Genomic DNA, 17,016 nt, shown 5'->3' on the forward strand with positions numbered 1-17,016 from the left:
CGTCCCTGGGACCGGGGGCGGACTGATTTGCCGCAGACCGGCGCGGCGGCCGGAAGGCCCGCGCCGGCGGACGGAGAGACGAATGGCATCAGCGGATCATCCCGCGGCGGATCACCCCGCGGACGCTCCCGGCACGGGGGCTGCCCTGCTGGACCGGCTGCTTTCGCTGCGCGACCGGCTGGTCGCCAGCCCGCGCTTCCGCCACTGGGCGGCGCGCTTCCCCCTCACCCGCCCGGTCGCGCGGCGCCGTGCCCGGGCGCTGTTCGATCTCTGTGCCGGCTTCGTCTATTCGCAGGTGCTGCTGGCCTGCGTGCGGCTGAAGCTGTTCGACATCCTGGCCGAGGGGCCGCAGACGCCCGAGGCCCTGGCGCCCCGCCTGGACCTGCCGCTCGACTCGACGACGACGCTGCTGCGCGCCGCCGCGGCGCTGCGGCTGGCCGAAGCGCGCAGCGGCGGCCGCTACGGGCTGGGCCCGCTGGGCGCCGCCATGCTGGGCAATGACGGGCTGGCCGCCATGGTGGAGCATCACGGCCTGCTGTATGCCGATCTGGCCGACCCGGTTGCCCTGCTGCGGGCCGGGCGGACCCGGACGGGACTCGGCGGTTTCTGGGCCTATGCGGCGGCCGAGCAGCCCGCCGGCCTGGAGCGCGGCACCGTCACCGCCTACACGGCGCTGATGGCCGCCTCGCAGCCGATGGTCGCGGCGGAGGTGCTGGGCGCCTATCCGGTGCGCCGGCACCGCTGCATCCTGGATATCGGCGGCGGCAACGGCACCTTCCTGATGCAGGTGGCGCAGCGTGCGCCGAACCTGCGGCTGATGCTGTTCGATCTGCCCGCCGTGGCCGAGCAGGCGCGCGAGCGCTTCGCCGCCGCCGGGCTGTCGGAGCGCGCGACCGCGGTCGGCGGCAGTTTCCGCAGCGATCCGCTGCCGACGGGCGCCGACCTCATCACCCTGGTCCGCATCGTCCACGACCATGACGATGCGACCGTGCTGGCGCTCTTCCGGGCCATCGCCGAGGCGCTGGGCCCCGACGGCACGCTGCTGATCGCCGAACCCATGTCCGGCACCGCCGGGGCCGAGCCCGTGGGCGACGCTTACTTCGGTCTGTACCTGATGGCCATGGGCAGCGGCCGGCCGCGCACGCCGGCCGAACTGGAGGCGCTGCTGCGCCAGGCCGGCTTCGGCCATGTCGAAATGGCTAGGACGAGCACCCCCTTGGTGGCGAGCGTCCTGGTCGCGCGTCTTGGTCGCACCGGCTGAGTAGTAAGCCTGCCTTGACATTGGAACCTGTCAAGCTAGACTGACATTCATCAAATCGGACCCACCGTTTCGCGTGGTTGGCGGACCTTCATGAACACCCTTGCGGTAGTGCTGGAAGAGCCTGAGCGCCTGTCGTTGCGCCAGCTCGAACTCGCACCCCAGACGGATGACGACGTGACTGTCGATATCCTCTGGAGCGGGATCAGCACGGGCACGGAAAGACTGCTCTGGCAAGGCCGGATGCCCCCCTTCCCGGGGATGGGCTATCCGCTGGTGCCCGGGTACGAGTCCGTCGGCCGCGTCGTGTCGGCCGGCAGCGCCGCGGGGCGGCAGGTCGGGGAGATGGTCTTCGTTCCCGGCGCCCGCTGCTATGGCGAGGTGCGGGGGCTGTTCGGCGGGGCGGCGTCCCGGGTCGTGGTGCCCGGTGCCCGCGTCATCCCGGTGGACGAGCGGCTGGGCGAACGGGCCGTGCTGCTGGCGCTGGCGGCAACCGCGTACCACGCGGTGGTGGGCGGCGGCCGGCCGGACCTGATCATCGGACACGGTGTGCTCGGCCGGCTGCTGGCGCGGCTGGCGGTTGAGGCCGGCGGCGCGCCGGTGGTGTGGGAGACCAATCCCACCCGCCGCGGTGGCGCTGAGGGCTATGCCGTCGTCGATCCCGCCACGGACGAGCGCCGCGACTATCAGGCGATCTATGATGTCAGCGGGGATTCGAAGCTGCTGGACACCCTGGTCGGGCGCCTTGCCCGCGGCGGGGAGATCGTTCTCGCCGGGTTCTACAGCGAACCCCTCTCCTTCACCTTTCCCCCGGCCTTCATGCGCGAAGCGCGCTTCAGGGTCGCGGCGGAATGGCGTGACCCGGACCTGGTGGCGGTCAAAGACCTCATCGACTCCGGGAGGCTGTCTCTCGACGGCCTCATTACCCACAGGCAAGAAGCCAAGGACGCGGACGCTGCCTATCGGACGGCGTTCGGAGATCCGGCCTGCCTGAAAATGATCCTGGATTGGAGGGGTTAGTGATGACTGCTGTGCTGCGCGCGACGGAGACCGCGCCTGCCGCCAAGCCGGCGGTAGAGGCGCTGCGCGACCGCCTGCGGGCGGAGGCCGAGGTTGAGCCCGACCCGGTTCACACCGAGCCTGCGACCAAGAAGACCCAGATCATCGCCATCTATGGCAAGGGCGGTATCGGCAAGAGCTTCACGCTCGCCAACCTGAGCTACATGATGGCGCAGCAGGGCAAGAAGGTCCTGCTCATCGGCTGCGACCCGAAGAGCGACACCACGTCGCTTTTGTTCGGGGGCAAGGCCTGTCCTACAATCATCGAAACGTCCACCCGCAAGAAGCTTGCGGGTGAACAGGTCGAAATCGGTGATGTGTGTTTCAAGCGGGATGGCGTCTTCGCCATGGAGCTGGGCGGGCCGGAAGTCGGCCGCGGCTGCGGCGGGCGGGGCATCATCCACGGCTTCGAGACGCTGGAGAAGCTGGGGTTCCATGACTGGGGGTTCGACTTCGTCCTTCTGGACTTCCTGGGTGACGTCGTGTGCGGCGGTTTCGGCCTGCCGATCGCCCGGGACATGTGCCAGAAGGTGATCGTCGTCGGATCGAACGACCTGCAGTCTCTCTACGTCGCCAACAACGTCTGCTCCGCTGTCGAGTATTTCCGCAAACTGGGTGGCAATGTGGGCGTCGCCGGTATGGTCATCAACAAGGATGACGGCACCGGCGAGGCTGCGGCCTTCGCCGAGGCGGCGGGCATTCCCGTCCTCGCCTCGATCCCGGCGAACGAGGATATCCGGCGCAAGAGCGCGAACTACGAGATCGTCGCAAGGCCTGGCGCCCAGTGGGGGCCGATGTTCGAGGAGCTGGCGCGAAACGTCGCGGATGCTCCGCCGCGTCGCCCCTCCCCTCTCTCCCAGGACGGGCTTCTCGGCCTGTTCAAGGGCGAGAGCGTGGGCCGCAATGTGGTTCTTGAGCCTGCGACGATGGAGGACATGTGCGGAAGCACCGCAGTTTCTAAGCCGTCGCTTGAAGTAATCTACGACAACGTCTGAAGCCGCTGAGCAGAGACCGAGCAAGAGACCATGGACAAGTACGACACGGATACGGCGAAAGCCGCCAGGACGACGACGGAGGTCGTGTACGACCCCGTCGGCGCGGCGGCCCTGGCCGACCCTGTGCCGGCAGGGTCCTCGGCCGGCGGCTGCGCTCCCCAGACCGACGCTTCCGGCGACGGGCTCGGGTGCCACAACAAGATGGGAATGCGCGAGGCCGCTGCCAAGGCCGGCCTCGGCGATGTGATGCAGCGCTATGCGGAAGATTATCCGCAGGGCCCGCATGACCAGCCGCAGAGCATGTGCCCGGCCTTCGGGTCCCTGCGAGTCGGCCTGCGCATGCGCCGCACGGCGACGGTGCTGTCCGGTTCCGCCTGCTGCGTCTACGGCCTGACCTTCACGTCGCACTTCTACGGCGCCAAGCGCTCGGTGGGCTATGTGCCCTTCAGCTCCGAGACGCTGGTCACCGGCAAGCTGTTCGAGGACATCCGCGAGGCTGTCTACAAGCTGGCCGACCCGGAGAAGTATGACGCGGTGGTCATCACCAACCTCTGCGTCCCCACCGCCTCGGGCGTGCCGCTGCGGCTCCTGCCGAAGGAGATCAACGGCGTCCGCATCATCGGGATCGACGTGCCGGGCTTCGGCGTGCCGACCCATGCGGAGGCGAAGGACGTGCTGGCCGGTGCCATGCTGAACTATGCCCGGCTTGAGGCCGAGCAGGGTCCGGTGCAGGCGCCGCGCCAGGGCCGCAGCGAGCGGCCGACGGTCACCCTGGTCGGGGAGATGTTCCCCGCCGATCCGGTCGGCATCGGCATGATGCTGGAGCCGCTGGGTCTGGCCGCCGGTCCGGTCGTCCCGACCCGCGAGTGGCGTGAGCTGTATGCCGCGCTGGACTGCGCGGCTGTGGCGGCGATCCATCCCTTCTACACGGCCTCCTACCGGGAGTTCGAGGCGGCCGGCCGCGCCATCGTGGGCTCCGCCCCGGTGGGCCATGACGGCACCGCCGCCTGGCTGGAGGCCATCGGCAAGGCCTGCAACGTCTCCGACGATCTGGTCGCCGCCGCGAAGAACCGGTTCCTGCCGGCGATCCGGGGTGCCCTGTCGAAGATGCCGATCAAGGGCCGCATCACGCTGTCGGGCTATGAGGGCTCGGAGCTGCTGGTCGCGCGCCTGCTGATCGAGAGCGGGGCCGAGGTGCCCTATGTCGGCACCGCCTGCCCGCGCACCCGCTGGTCCGAGGCGGACCGCGAGTGGCTGGCCGAGCGCGGGGTGCATGTGCAGTACCGCGCCTCGCTGGAGCAGGACATCGCCGCCATGAAGGAGGTCCGGCCGGACCTCGCCATCGGCACCACCCCGGTGGTGCAGAAGGCGAAGGAAATGGCGATCCCGGCCCTCTACTTCACGAACCTGATCTCCGCCCGCCCGCTGATGGGTCCGGCCGGAGCCGGGTCGCTGGCCCAGGTCATCAACGCAGCACTCGGGAACAAGGCCCGCTTCGATACGATGCGGGAGTTCTTCGAGGGTGTGGGCACCGGCTTCGCGGCCGGTGTCTGGGAGGACGTGCCGCACGACCGCCCCGAGTTCCGCAAGAAGAACCTTGCTCAGTTCGCCAAGGCGGCGAAGGAGAAGGCTTCGGTCGCGGAGGACGCGCCATGCTGATCCAGGATCTGGACCGCGCCGGCGGCTACTGGGGCTCCGTCTACGTCTTCACGGCGATCAAGGGGCTGCAGGTCATCATCGACGGACCCGTGGGTTGCGAAAACCTGCCGGTGACTTCGGTGCTGCACTACACCGATGCCCTGCCCCCGCATGAGCTGCCGATCGTGGTGACCGGATTGGCCGAGGAGGAACTCGGCCAGCACGGGACCGAGAAGGCGATGAAGCGGGCGCACCGGACCCTGGACCCGGCTCTGCCGAGCGTGGTCGTCACCGGCTCCATCGCCGAGATGATCGGCGGCGGCGTGACCCCGGAAGGCACCGGCATCCAGCGCTTCCTGCCGCGCACCATCGACGAGGACCAGTGGCAGAGCGCCAACCGCGCGATGTACTGGCTGTGGACGGAGTATGGCGCCAAGCGTGGCGTCATGCCGAAGCCGCGGCCGCGCAAGGAAGGCGACAAGCCGCGGGTGAACATCATCGGGCCCATCTACGGCTACTTCAACACCTGGTCGGATCTCGCCGAGATCCGCCGGCTGGTGGAGGGCATCGGGGCCGAGATCAACATGGTGTTCCCGCTGGGCACGCACCTCTCGGACGTGCCGCGGCTGGTCGATGCCGATGTGAACATCTGCATGTACCGCGAGTTCGGCCGCCTGCTCTGCGAGGCGCTGGACAAGCCCTACCTGCAGGCCCCCATCGGGCTGCATTCGACGACGAAGTTCCTGCGCACGCTCGGCGGACTGCTGGGGCTTGACCCCGAGCCGTTCATCGAGAAGGAAAAGCACACGACCATCAAGCCGCTCTGGGATCTCTGGCGGTCGGTGACACAGGACTTCTTCGGCACGGCGAGCTTCGGCATCGTCGCCAACGAGACGCATGCCCGCGGCATCCGGCACTTCCTTGAGGAGGAGATGGGGCTTCCCTGCACCTTCGCCTTCTCGCGGCGGCCGGGGCTGAAGCCCGACAACGACGCGGTCCGGCAGGCGATCCACGAGAAGACCCCGCTTGTGCTGTTCGGCAGCTACAACGAGCGCATGTACCTGGCGGAGATCGGCTCCCGGGCCATCTTCATCCCCGCCTCGTTCCCTGGCGCTCTGATCCGGCGGCACACCGGCACGCCCTTCATGGGGTACGCCGGGGCGACCTTCCTCGTGCAGGAAGTCTGCAACGCGCTGTTCGACGCCCTTTTCCACATCCTCCCGCTGGCGACCGATCTGGACCGGGTAGAGGCGACGCCTTCCCGTCTGCACGCGGAACTGCCGTGGGACGATGCGGCCAAGGCGGCCCTGGATGCCGCCGTGGAATCCCAACCCGTGCTCGTCCGCATCTCGGCCGCCAAGCGGCTGCGCGATGCGGCAGAGCGCGAGGCGCGCAAGGCGGGGGAGGACCGGGTCACCGCGGCCCGCTTCTCGGTCACCCGCACCCTCGTCACGGAGGGACGCGCCGCATGATTACGATGTCCCCTTCCCTGGATGCCGGCCGCGCGACCGCGGCTGCCCATGGGGCGCATCGCACGAGCTACGCCTGCTGCGCATCCGCGCCGGGCGTGAAGAGAAGCCGCAGCGCTGTCTGCTGCGGTGAAGGCCACGTGGAAACGCGTGGTAACGGCCTAACGGCCATTTATCAGGAGGTAACCAATGCCTGAAAATACCTCATTGTCGGGCTTGACGGAGACGGAAGCGAAGGAGTTTCACAACCTCTTCGTCACCGGCTTCATCATCTTCACCGTGGTCGCGATCATCGCGCACTTCCTCGTCTGGTCCTGGCGTCCTTGGATCCCGGGCCCGCAGGGGTACGCTGAGCTCGTCGATGGCGTGAAGCTCGCCCTCGGCACCGTCACGAACTTCATCGCCTAAGGAGGATACTATGTGGCGGTTGTGGCTTCTTTTCGATCCGCGCAGGACTCTCGTGGCTCTGGCCACCTTCCTGTTCGGCCTTGCGGTCCTGATTCACTTCATCCTGCTGAGCACGGACCGCTTCAACTGGCTGGAAGGCGCCAGCGCTACGCGCGCTGCCGTTGCGCAGTACTCGCCGCTGAACTGACGGCCAGTACGCCGGATATCGCCGGTGGCGGGCGGGAGCGGAAGCTCCCGCCCCGTCCGTCGCCGGCGGTACTCTTCAACGCCTTTCCCTACGGGCCGCCTGACGGGGGATCCGACGATGGCCATGCTCAGCTTCGAAAAGAAATACCGCGTCCGTGGAGGGACGCTTATCGGGGGAGATTTGTTCGACTTCTGGGTGGGGCCTTTTTACGTTGGCTTCTTCGGGGTCACGACAATCTTCTTCACCTTCCTGGGGACCGCGCTGATCATTTACGGCGCCGCTCTGGGACCGACCTGGAACATCTGGCAAATTAATATCGCGCCGCCGGATATCAAGTACGGCCTGGCGCTTGCGCCGTTGAAGGAGGGTGGGCTCTGGCAGCTCATCTCCATCTGTGCCTTGGGTGCCTTCGTCTCGTGGGCCCTGCGGCAGGTGGAAATCTCGCGCAAGCTCGGTATGGGGCTGCACGTGCCGGTGGCCTACAGCGTCGCGGTTTTCGCGTATTTCACGCTGGTCGTCATCCGTCCTGTCCTGATGGGTGCCTGGGGTCATGGTTTCCCCTACGGCATCTTCAGCCACTTGGACTGGGTGTCGAACGTCGGTTACCAGTACCTGCACTTCCATTACAATCCTGCTCACATGATCGCGGTGTCGTTCTTCTTTGCGACGACATTCGCGCTGTCCCTGCACGGGGCGCTGGTCCTCTCCGCCGTGAACGTCGGCCCGGACGAGGATGTGATCAAGACGTCCGAGCACGAGAACACCTTCTACCGAGACACTATCGGCTATTCCATCGGTACGCTCGGCATCCACCGCATCGGTCTCTTCCTGGCTCTGTCGGCCGCGTTCTGGAGCGCCGTCTGCATCGTCATCAGCGGACCGTTCTGGACCCGCGGGTGGCCGGAATGGTGGAGCTGGTGGCTGAACCTGCCGATCTGGCCGAAGTGAGGAGGCTGTCATGGCAGAATATCAGAACATCTTCACCCAGGTTCAGGTCCACGGACCGGCGTATGAAGGGATTCCCCTTACGCGCGGGTCCTGGGTCCGGACGCTGAAGCCGCGGTTCTCCTACCTGATGGGCAAGATCGGCGACAGCCAGATCGGGCCCGTCTATATCGGTTTCCTGGGGTGGCTCTCGATCATCTTTGGCGTCGTCGCCATCGAGATCATCGGCCTGAACATGTGGGCCTCGGTCAACTGGGACCCCATCGAGTTCGTCCGCCAGCTCTTCTGGCTGGCGCTTGAGCCGCCTCCGGCCAAGTACGGCCTGACCATCCCGCCGCTCTCCGAGGGTGGCTGGTGGCTGATGGCCGGGTTCTTCCTGACCCTGTCGATCCTGCTGTGGTGGGTCCGCACCTACCGGCGCGCGCGCATGCTCGGTCTGGGCACGCACACCGCCTGGGCCTTCGCGGCGGCGATCTGGCTGTACCTGGTTCTCGGCTTCATCCGGCCGCTCCTCATGGGGAGCTGGAGCGAGGCGGTGCCCTTCGGCATCTTCCCGCACCTGGACTGGACCGCGGCCTTCTCGATCCGGTACGGCAACCTCTTCTACAACCCGTTCCACGCCCTCTCGATCGCCTTCCTCTACGGCTCGACCCTGCTGTTCGCGATGCACGGTGCCACCGTTCTCGCCACCAGCCGGTTCGGCGCCGAGCGTGAGGTCGAGCAGATCGTCGACCGCGGCACGGCCTTTGAACGCGGCGCCCTCTTCTGGCGCTGGTGCATGGGCTTCAATGCCACGGCCGAGTCGATTCACCGCTGGGCCTGGTGGTTCGCCGTCCTCTGCCCGCTGACGGGTGGTATCGGCATCCTCCTGACCGGCACCGTGGTCGATAACTGGTATCTCTGGGCCGTGAAGCACGGCGTGGCCCCGGCCTACCCGGCCGTGTACCCCGCGCTGACTGACCCGGCCTTGCTGCAGGGGGTCCTGCCATGAGCATGACGTTCCGCATCGCAATCGCCGTCGTAGTCGTCTACTGCATCGGCCTGCTGTTCACCTTTGAGCGTCCGCCGGTCGATGTCACGCAGACCGGGTATCGGGGCCTTGCCCAGCAACAGGTCAAGAACCCGCGTACCGAGGCCGAGAAGGTCGCCGCCAACAAGGTTCCGGCGCCGATCGAAGCGGTCGACTCCACGGGTCCGCTGGCCGGCGAGATCTACAAGAACGTCACCGTTCTTGGCGATCTGCCCGACGCCCAGTTCCTGCGGTTGATGTCCGCCATCACCGAGTGGGTGTCGCCCGAGCAGGGTTGCGCCTACTGCCACGTTGAAGGCGAGGATCTCGCCGCCGACACCCTCTACACGAAGGTGGTGTCCCGGCGGATGATCGAGATGACCCGCCACATCAACACCAAGTGGGAGAGCCACGTCGCTCAGACCGGCGTGACCTGCTACACCTGCCACCGTGGCCAGCCGGTTCCCGCCGGGATCTGGTTCACGGACCCCGGCCGGAAGCACACCCCGGGCATGGCTGGCTACACGGCCGGCCAGAACGAGGCTGCTCCCGCCGTCGGTTACGCCGCGCTGCCGGTCGATCCTTTCACCACCTTCTTCCAGGGTGGCGAGAAGAACTCGATCCGGGTGATCAGCACGGCGGCCCTGCCGACGGACAACAAGGCCGACATCAAGCAGACGGAGGCGACTTACGCCCTCATGTTCCATCTCTCGGAATCCATGGGCGTGAACTGCACCTTCTGCCACAACAGCCGCTCCTTCGCTCAGTGGGACCAGAGCCCGCCGCAGCGTGCGACGGCTTGGTACGGCATCCGACTGGTCCGCGACCTGAACGACGCCTACCTGAATCCGCTGCAGTCGACGTTCCCGAAGAACCGTCTTGGCCCGCTCGGCGATGCGCCGAAGGTCAACTGCACGACCTGCCACCAGGGTGTGAACAAGCCCCTGTACGGCAACGCCAGCCTGCTGGCTGCCCATCCGGAACTGGATCGGGAAGCTGGTGTGGTCCCGGCGAAGGCTCCGGCTCCGCAGCCGGCGCCGGCGGAACAGACCCCGCCGCAGCAGTAAGCTGACCGCTGCTGATGAGGGCCGCCCCCGAAAGGAGGCGGCCCTTTTCTTATGTGCGCGCCCAGCTTCTCACAGGCATCTGACGTCAGCGGCCTTCAGCCGGGCGGCTACGGGCGGCACGTCCGGCCCGGGGAGTGGGCGGGCAGCTCGTCCCCTCCCCCATCCATCTCCCATCCATTCCCCGGACAGCGGCCCGCGCGAGAGGCGGCGGCGTGTAACGGCGTCTGCCGGGCGTCTGCCCGGCATCCCGGAAAACGTCCCGACCGATCCGCTGCGACCAAGGCGAGCTTGACGCAGGCGCGACAATTTGGAACGAGTCCAGGTGCCGCGGCACCGCGGCGTCTTTTCGGCGTTGTCTCCTCGGGATACAAAGCCATTCTCCCGGCGTCCGGGGGACATCGGTCCGCCAGATTCCGGGAGCAACCTGACCCTAAGCGGCCAACCCGCCGGCCCCTTGACCATATGGTCGGACGCCCGACTTCTCTGCCGTCACGACCGGCGTCATGTCCCAAGGCCCCGCCCGGGGCCGCTGAAGGGGCCGCACTGAAGGAGGAACTGATCATGAAAGCTTTCGTCGCCGCCGCGATTCTCGCGGGAACCGTCCTCGGCGCCACCCCGGCGCTGGCTCAGGATGGCGATCCCGCGAAGGGCGAAGCCGTGTTCAAGAAGTGCATGGCGTGCCACCGCGTCGGCCCCGATGCCAAGAACCTGGTCGGCCCGGCCCTCACGGGTGTCATCGACCGCCAGGCCGGCACGGCCCCCGGCTTCAACTACTCGGCCATCAACCATGCGGCCGGCGAAGCCGGGCTGCACTGGACGCCCGAGAACATCATCGCCTACCTGCCCGATCCGAACGCCTTCCTGCGCAAGTTCCTGGCCGATGCCGGCCATGCCGAACAGGCCAAGGGCTCCACGAAGATGGTCTTCAAGCTCCCGGACGAGCAGGAGCGCAAGGACGTGGTCGCCTACCTGAAGCAGTTCTCCCCCCAGTAAGGCGGCCTCAGGACGCGGCGGGGCGCCTGCTCCGCCGCCCGGGCCGGCTCAGCCTGCCCGGGAGATCAGACGCAGGGGCACCCGCCCCCGTCGCAATCCCCCGCCCTCTCTCTCTCCGCTGCCCCCGCCGGGGGGCAGAGTCTCCCCGCCGGGGGGTGCCTTCAGCCCCGCCCGGCGGGCTTCCGGATGCCCTCCGGAGGCTGTCCCCAGGGGGAGCAGGGGAGCAGGGGAGCAGGGGAGCAGACAGAAAAAGGGCCCGCCGGCGATGCCGCGGGCCCTTTTCGCTGCCCGGCGCCACAAGGGCGCCGGGTATCGTCCTTCGCGTGGCGGTCAGGCCACCGCCGCCTGCGTGCGCAGCAGGCCGACCTCGCCCCAGATGTCGGACAGCGCACCGACCAGCGCGTCGATGTCCGCATCGGTGTGCATCGGGGACGGCGTGATGCGCAGGCGCTCGGTCTTGCGCGGCACGGTCGGGTAATTGATCGGCTGCACATAGATCCCGTACTGGTCCATCAGACGGTCGGAGATCAGCTTGCAGCAGACGGCGTTGCCCACCATCACCGGCACGATGTGGCTGGGGTTCTGCATGTGCGGGATGCCGGCGATATCCAGGCGGCGGCGGAACGTCGCCACGCGCTCCTGGTGGCGCTCCCGCTCGATCGTGCTGGTCTTCAGGTGCCGGATGCTGGCCACGGCACCGGCGGCGACCGACGGCGGCAGCGCCGTCGTGAAGATGAAGCCCGAGGCGAAGCTGCGGACGAAGTCGCACAGGGCGTTGGAGCCGGTGATGTAGCCACCGACGACACCGAAGGCCTTGCCCAGCGTGCCCTCGATCACGGTCAGCCGGTGCGCCACCCCGTCACGCTCGGCGATACCGCCGCCGCGGGCGCCGTACATGCCCACCGCATGGACTTCGTCCAGGTAGGTCATGGCGCCGTGCTTGTCGGCCACGTCGCAGATCTCGGCGATCGGGGCGATGTCGCCATCCATGGAGTAGACCGACTCGAAAGCAACCAGCTTCGGCACGTCCGCCGGCAGCATGGACAGCTTGCGGTCCAGGTCCTCGACATCGTTGTGCTTGAAGATATGGCGCTGGGCGCGGCTGTGCCGGATGCCCTCGATCATCGAGGCGTGGTTGCCCTCGTCCGACAGCACCACGCAGCCCGGGATCTGCGACGCCAGCGTGCCCAGCGCCGCCCAGTTGGAGACGTAGCCGGAGGTGAAGAGCAGCGCCCCTTCCTTGCCGTGCAGGTCGGCCAGCTCTTCTTCCAGCAGCACATGGTAGTGGTTGGTACCGGAGATGTTGCGGGTGCCGCCGGCCCCGGCCCCGCACTCGTCCAGCGCCGCGTGCATCGCGGCCAGCACCTTGGGATGCTGTCCCATGCCCAGATAGTCGTTGGAGCACCAGACCGTGACTTCGCGGCAGTCACCATCCTTGTAGAACTTGGCCCTCGGGAAGCGGCCCGCCTGCCGTTCGAGATCGGCGAAGACGCGGTACCGGCCTTCCTGGCGCAGTCCGTCGAGCTGCTGGCGGAAGAAGGCCTCGTAATTCATGGTTGCCTCCAAAGGGTCTTGTGTTCCTGTACCGGACGGGAACCGCAGGGATTGTGCTGCTGGCCATTTCTGTCCCCGGCCAGCGTGGAAGGGAGGGTAGACGGTAGACGGCAGAAGCAGGTCATGGGCCGGCGCACCCTTCGACCGGCTTGGCCCGCGTGTCGAAACCGGGGTCGCGGGACGTCCGTTCGGCAGTGTTGTGCACCGCCGGAGGGGGCTCCGTGGCCCGGGGCCCGAGATACCAGCCCCACAGCGCCAGGGCGGAAATCGGCAGGACCATCAGCCAGTGTTCCAGCAGCGCCAACGCCGTCAGCGCCGCCAGCAGCGAGAAGCCGACCAGCTCCGCATCGGTGGCGAAGGGGTCGATGGCCGCCCGGCAGAGCAGCAGCGTTCCCACGGTGATGATCGTCACCGACACCGGGAACAGCATGTTCATCGGACGTTGACGGAAATAGCTGCTGAGATAGGTCAGATGGGACGGCAGGAATTCCTCGGAGAGGTTCGGCACGCCCAGGAAGACGTTCAGCTTTGCGCTGACCCGCAGACCCCAGAGCAGGAAGAAGGTCCAGGTTCCGATCTGGTTCTCGCCGCCCCAGGTCAGCAGCACCACCAGAACCGCCGACGCGGCGATGCCCAGTTCGTGCCAGGCGATGGCCGCCAGCGCATAGCCGAGACGCTTCAGTCCCCGGGACCCGACCGGCAGTGCGATGCGTCGCGGGCCGGTGACGATCCCCAGAAGGAAGCTCATCTCGTGCCAGCCCCAGAGCATCAGGGCAGCGGTGAAGCCGACATAGGCGCCGGTGATGCTGTCATCCGTGCTGACCTCGGCCAGCATGTACAGCGATCCGACGGCCAGGATCGTCGAACCCAGCATGCTCCAGCGGAACGTATGACGCGGAAGCCCGTCCAGGTAAGCGATCAGCCCGGTGCTGAACCACCAGACCAACAGTGCATAGAGCACCGGGAGACCGAATTCGATCACGACTACGCCCCTCCCTTCATCACCAGGCCGGAGCCAGCCTGATCTGGCGGGGGAGCGTGTTCGACTTGGTCGGCAGCAGATAGAGCCGCAGGAACGTCCAGGCCCCCTGGAGCCCCAGACCGGCCTGCTTCACAGCGCCCACGACACCGCCCTTGGCCTTGGCGTCAGCCGTCGCCTCGGCGATCCGGCAGAGCTTCTCCATGCCGGCGGCGAACTGCGGATTGTCGATGTCCAGCGTCACCGGGAAGACCTGCTTGCAGATCTCCGTCGTGATGCGGAACACCGTGAAGTCGTATTCGGTGGGGTCCACGCCCAGTGCATCATGGAAGGCCGGCCGCATGTGGTCGCGGACATACATCGTGGCGAACACGGCCAGCAGGAAGAAACGGATCCAGAGCCGGTTGACGCCCGTCAGCAGGTGCGGATTCGCACGCATCAGCAGCGCGAAGGCCTCGCCATGGCGGAACTCGTCGTTGCACCACTGCTCGAACCACTTGAAGATCGGGTGGAACCGCCTGTCCGGGTTCCGCTCCAGGTGGCGGAAGATGGTGATGTAGCGCGCATAGCCGATCTTCTCGGACAGATACGTCGCGTAGAAGATGAACTTCGGCTGGAAGTAGGTGTACTTCTTCGCCTTGGTCAGGAAGCTCATGTCGACGCCGATGCCGACATCCTTAAGCGACTCGTTGATGAATCCGGCATGGCGGGATTCATCACGGGCCATGAAGGTGAACAGCTTCTTCATGTCCGGATTGCTGACGCGCTTCTTCGCCTCGGCATAGAGCACGCAGCCGGAGAACTCGGCCGTCAGCGAGCTGACCAGAAAATCGGTGAATTCCTTACGGAGGTCGGCCGGCATGTCCTGCCAGGCGTCCTTGAACTCCTCGTCCCTGGTGAAGTGGCGGCGGTTCTCGTCCCGCGCCAGCTCATCCAGCAGGGCATCCCACTCGGCGCGGACCGGACTGACATCGACCTTGTCCAGCGCTCTGTAATCGGTGGTGTAGAACCGGGGGCTCAGCAACGTATCCGTCTGAGCCTTCCGGGTCGTCATGTTCGGGGCGCTTCCGCCCTCCGTTGTGATCATGTCTCATACCCTCCCGGGGGAAAAGCTGACTTCGTACAGTTCAGTAAGCCCGAGATATGCCGCGACGCGGATCAGGGTGCGCTCGAACAGGCTCGCACGGATCAGCGTGGCACGGCATTGATGCAGCCCCTTGTGCCCGAATTCGATGTCGGTCGGGGCCCCGTGCACCAGCAGGGTGTCGCCGGGGCCGACCTCCACTCCCTCGAGTTCTACATGGGCGTGCAGGCTGTCAGCGGTGTTCTCGATATCCACCGTGCAGGGGATGTCAGCGATCACGGAGCCCTGCGGCAGCCAGCGGGGGCCGATGGGGGCTTCGATCATGATTGACCTTCCTTGCCTTCCTTGGCGGTGAGAAGCCGCACGAACGTCTCTGTCTGGGTCCGCCCGAAGGCGCCCAGGTCGATGCTGCGGTTGGTCGTCGGATCGATCAGCAGCAGCCGACCGTCCTCGAACAGGGTAAGGTTGAAGGCGGGCCGGGCACCGATGTCGCGCCGCAGGCGCTCGCGGTTGAGACCGCGCAGCGCCCCGCGGATGAAACCGTTGGTGCCGGGGGCGACGATCTCGACGACCTCGTCGGTCGCCGCATCATAGATCGCCACACCCCCGTCGGCGCGATCCTCGAACCGGAGAGCCCGGGACTCGGTCACGGCTCCGGTCGGGAGGGCGACCACCCCGTCATCGGTGAGCCGGGAGGCCCCGGCCACCATCAACGAGACGAGAACAAGGCCCGCAGCCCCGTACAGGGCGACCTTCGGAAAGACCTGGCGGGCGTGGGTGCTGTTCATGCCCGGGCACTCCCCACGGCAGCGGCAATGGCCGGCTGCTCGTCGGTATCGGTGGACGTGGTGTCGGTGGACATGGCGCCGGCGGACGCGACTGCGCCCGCAGCCCCGGTTTCGGAGGCAGCGGCGGTCGTGCCGCCCTGCCCCGCCCCGGCCGGAACGGAAGCCGGGGCGGCCGAAACCGCCTCCGGCTGCTCGTTCGCCGGCTGCTGCGCCGCGGATTCAGCCGCGGCGGCCGCCAGGGCATCGGCCAGGATTCTGCCGACAGCGGCGGCGTCGGGAATGGCCCGGAGCATCGGCTCCGGATTCCCGATCCGCCACGGCCGGACATAGGGCCAGGTCACCATGTAGGAAACGCGGTTCTTGCCCGTAATCGACAGCGGAATGTCACCCGTGCCGTCGGCATGGACCTTGAGGCCGGCCGAACCCACCACCTTGTAGGGCAGGTTCAGCACGACCGGGAGGGCCACGCCGGTCCGGATGATGATCCGGCGGCTGGTGACGGTGAACAGCGTCGAGCGGGCAGAAAGCCAGGCAAGAAGAATGAGGATGGCGATAGCCGCCACGCCAAGCGGCAGCAACCAGAGGGCACCCCTGGCCGCCGCACCAACCGTACCCCCGTCCATCAACGTGCTGGTGACGCTCCAAGCCATCAGCAGCACGAAGTAGAGGGAGACGGCCTGGACATGGTAGGCCCGGCGGGCAAGAGCCCGCCAGTCCGGCCCACCCTGCCAGAGCTGGCTTTCGCCCGACGGAAGCGGTGCGGGGAGACCCCGCACCGGTTCGTCCTCATGCTCCATCATATCAGCGGCTCCTGCCGGGCCGGCGTCGCATAGAGATAGCCGCCGGCGAAGTAGCCGGTGATCATGTCCTCTTCCAGCTTGGTCACCTGATTCGGGTTCTTCAGGCCCGGAATGTCGGCGAACTGGCTGGCCAGGATCGCACCCGTGCGGACTTCGCGGCGGGCGCCGTTGATCTTCAGCATGGTCATCGGCATCAGCACGGTGCGGGTGCCTTCGGCCACCGGAACCTCGACCTCGAGGTAGCGGACGCCCGGCTCGGTGCGGTCGATCCACAGCTCGCGGACGACGCCGGCGACCTGGTTGTCAGCACCCAGGACGCGCATGCCGACCGGGTTCGGATCGCGCGGATCGACATGATGATCCGGGGCGACGCGGATCGGAACGATACGCGGCTTGTCCAGGACCGTCAGGTCGGGCGCGTCCTCGCGCATGGCATAGGCGGCCGGACCGACGCCATCCACCAGCGGGTTGCCGGTCGGCGCCAGCGGCGCACCGGGCCAGGGCGCGGTCGGCTTAGCGGCAATCGGCCGCTCGTCCACGTTGCCCGGAGGAGCCTGGTAGGTGGTCATGTTCCGCAGGGTGAAGGTCTTCGGGGGCGGCACGGCCGGGAAGCCCTGCACGACCACGCGGCCGTTCGTCCGGTCTTCAGCGACCAGAGGATAGCCTTCACGCTTGTTCTCCCGGTGCAGGTAATAGACCAGGCCCGCGAAGAAGATCCAGAAAGCGTAAAGGGCGACTTGAGCAACGTCCATATATTCAGTAAGGGCGCCGGTAGGCATGATG

At 67.2% G+C, this 17,016-nt stretch carries 18 protein-coding genes; 11 read left to right on the plus strand and 7 right to left on the minus strand.

Annotation, left to right across the window (positions count from 1 at the left end; genetic code table 11):
* The first annotated feature begins 82 nt into the window (after window positions 1-82).
* The 11 genes from RC1_RS10055 to RC1_RS10105 all read left to right on the plus strand — a co-directional run bounded on the left by RC1_RS10055 (window position 83) and on the right by RC1_RS10105 (window position 11,028).
* Window positions 83-1,261, plus strand: a complete 1,179-nt coding sequence (locus RC1_RS10055; protein WP_012567266.1) for a methyltransferase — start codon at window positions 83-85, stop codon at window positions 1,259-1,261.
* Between the two features lie 90 nt (window positions 1,262-1,351).
* Window positions 1,352-2,278 (plus strand): chlorophyll synthesis pathway protein BchC, encoded by a 927-nt coding sequence (gene bchC / locus RC1_RS10060; protein WP_012567267.1) that lies wholly within the window; start codon window positions 1,352-1,354, stop codon window positions 2,276-2,278.
* Window positions 2,279-2,280: 2 nt separating this feature from the next.
* Window positions 2,281-3,312 (plus strand): chlorophyllide a reductase iron protein subunit X, encoded by a 1,032-nt coding sequence (locus RC1_RS10065; RefSeq protein ID WP_012567268.1) that lies wholly within the window; start codon window positions 2,281-2,283, stop codon window positions 3,310-3,312.
* A gap of 30 nt (window positions 3,313-3,342) precedes the next feature.
* Window positions 3,343-4,971, plus strand: coding sequence for a chlorophyllide a reductase subunit Y (gene bchY, locus RC1_RS10070; protein ID WP_012567269.1), 1,629 nt, complete (start codon window positions 3,343-3,345; stop codon window positions 4,969-4,971).
* A complete protein-coding gene (gene bchZ, locus RC1_RS10075; protein WP_012567270.1) occupies window positions 4,965-6,422 on the plus strand; it encodes a chlorophyllide a reductase subunit Z in 1,458 nt (485 codons plus the stop codon). Before bchY ends, bchZ begins: the two co-directional genes overlap by 7 nt.
* A gap of 186 nt (window positions 6,423-6,608) precedes the next feature.
* Window positions 6,609-6,827, plus strand: a complete 219-nt coding sequence (pufB, locus tag RC1_RS10080; protein ID WP_012567271.1) for a light-harvesting antenna LH1, beta subunit — start codon at window positions 6,609-6,611, stop codon at window positions 6,825-6,827.
* Between the two features lie 10 nt (window positions 6,828-6,837).
* On the plus strand, window positions 6,838-7,014 hold the full coding sequence (pufA, locus tag RC1_RS10085) for a light-harvesting antenna LH1, alpha subunit (RefSeq protein WP_012567272.1): 177 nt from the start codon (window positions 6,838-6,840) through the stop codon (window positions 7,012-7,014).
* A 117-nt stretch (window positions 7,015-7,131) separates the two neighbouring features.
* Window positions 7,132-7,962: a photosynthetic reaction center subunit L gene (gene pufL, locus RC1_RS10090; RefSeq protein ID WP_012567273.1), complete on the plus strand. Its 831-nt coding sequence runs from the start codon at window positions 7,132-7,134 to the stop codon at window positions 7,960-7,962.
* 10 nt (window positions 7,963-7,972) lie between these two features.
* The gene (gene pufM / locus RC1_RS10095; RefSeq protein ID WP_012567274.1) at window positions 7,973-8,950 is read left to right on the plus strand and encodes a photosynthetic reaction center subunit M; all 978 of its coding nucleotides are present in this window, start codon (window positions 7,973-7,975) and stop codon (window positions 8,948-8,950) included.
* Window positions 8,947-10,035, plus strand: coding sequence for a photosynthetic reaction center cytochrome PufC (gene pufC, locus RC1_RS10100; RefSeq protein ID WP_012567275.1), 1,089 nt, complete (start codon window positions 8,947-8,949; stop codon window positions 10,033-10,035). The genes pufM and pufC overlap by 4 nt, the downstream gene beginning before the upstream one ends.
* A 561-nt stretch (window positions 10,036-10,596) precedes the next feature.
* Window positions 10,597-11,028, plus strand: coding sequence for a c-type cytochrome (locus tag RC1_RS10105; protein WP_012567276.1), 432 nt, complete (start codon window positions 10,597-10,599; stop codon window positions 11,026-11,028).
* 330 nt (window positions 11,029-11,358) lie between these two features.
* On the opposite strand, the gene hemA is transcribed toward RC1_RS10105, so the two are convergent.
* The 7 genes from hemA to puhA all read right to left on the minus strand — a co-directional run bounded on the left by hemA (window position 11,359) and on the right by puhA (window position 17,012).
* Window positions 11,359-12,582, minus strand: coding sequence for a 5-aminolevulinate synthase (gene hemA, locus RC1_RS10110; RefSeq protein ID WP_012567277.1), 1,224 nt, complete (start codon window positions 12,580-12,582; stop codon window positions 11,359-11,361).
* A gap of 121 nt (window positions 12,583-12,703) precedes the next feature.
* Window positions 12,704-13,564, minus strand: a complete 861-nt coding sequence (gene puhE / locus RC1_RS10115) for a putative photosynthetic complex assembly protein PuhE (RefSeq protein ID WP_012567278.1) — start codon at window positions 13,562-13,564, stop codon at window positions 12,704-12,706.
* A 19-nt stretch (window positions 13,565-13,583) separates the two neighbouring features.
* Entirely contained in the window at window positions 13,584-14,615 is a 1,032-nt protein-coding gene (acsF, locus tag RC1_RS10120) for a magnesium-protoporphyrin IX monomethyl ester (oxidative) cyclase (protein WP_012567279.1), read from the minus strand.
* 36 nt (window positions 14,616-14,651) lie between these two features.
* On the minus strand, window positions 14,652-14,969 hold the full coding sequence (locus RC1_RS10125; protein ID WP_012567280.1) for a hypothetical protein: 318 nt from the start codon (window positions 14,967-14,969) through the stop codon (window positions 14,652-14,654).
* On the minus strand, window positions 14,966-15,433 hold the full coding sequence (gene puhC / locus RC1_RS10130) for a photosynthetic complex assembly protein PuhC (protein WP_012567281.1): 468 nt from the start codon (window positions 15,431-15,433) through the stop codon (window positions 14,966-14,968). The genes RC1_RS10125 and puhC overlap by 4 nt, the downstream gene beginning before the upstream one ends.
* Window positions 15,430-16,233 (minus strand): photosynthetic complex putative assembly protein PuhB, encoded by an 804-nt coding sequence (gene puhB, locus RC1_RS10135; RefSeq protein WP_012567282.1) that lies wholly within the window; start codon window positions 16,231-16,233, stop codon window positions 15,430-15,432. The genes puhC and puhB overlap by 4 nt, the downstream gene beginning before the upstream one ends.
* The gene (puhA, locus tag RC1_RS10140; protein ID WP_012567283.1) at window positions 16,230-17,012 is read right to left on the minus strand and encodes a photosynthetic reaction center subunit H; all 783 of its coding nucleotides are present in this window, start codon (window positions 17,010-17,012) and stop codon (window positions 16,230-16,232) included. The genes puhB and puhA overlap by 4 nt, the downstream gene beginning before the upstream one ends.
* Window positions 17,013-17,016 lie beyond the last annotated feature (4 nt).

The organism is Rhodospirillum centenum SW (assembly GCF_000016185.1).
GTDB classification, from domain to species: domain Bacteria; phylum Pseudomonadota; class Alphaproteobacteria; order Azospirillales; family Azospirillaceae; genus Rhodocista; species Rhodocista centena.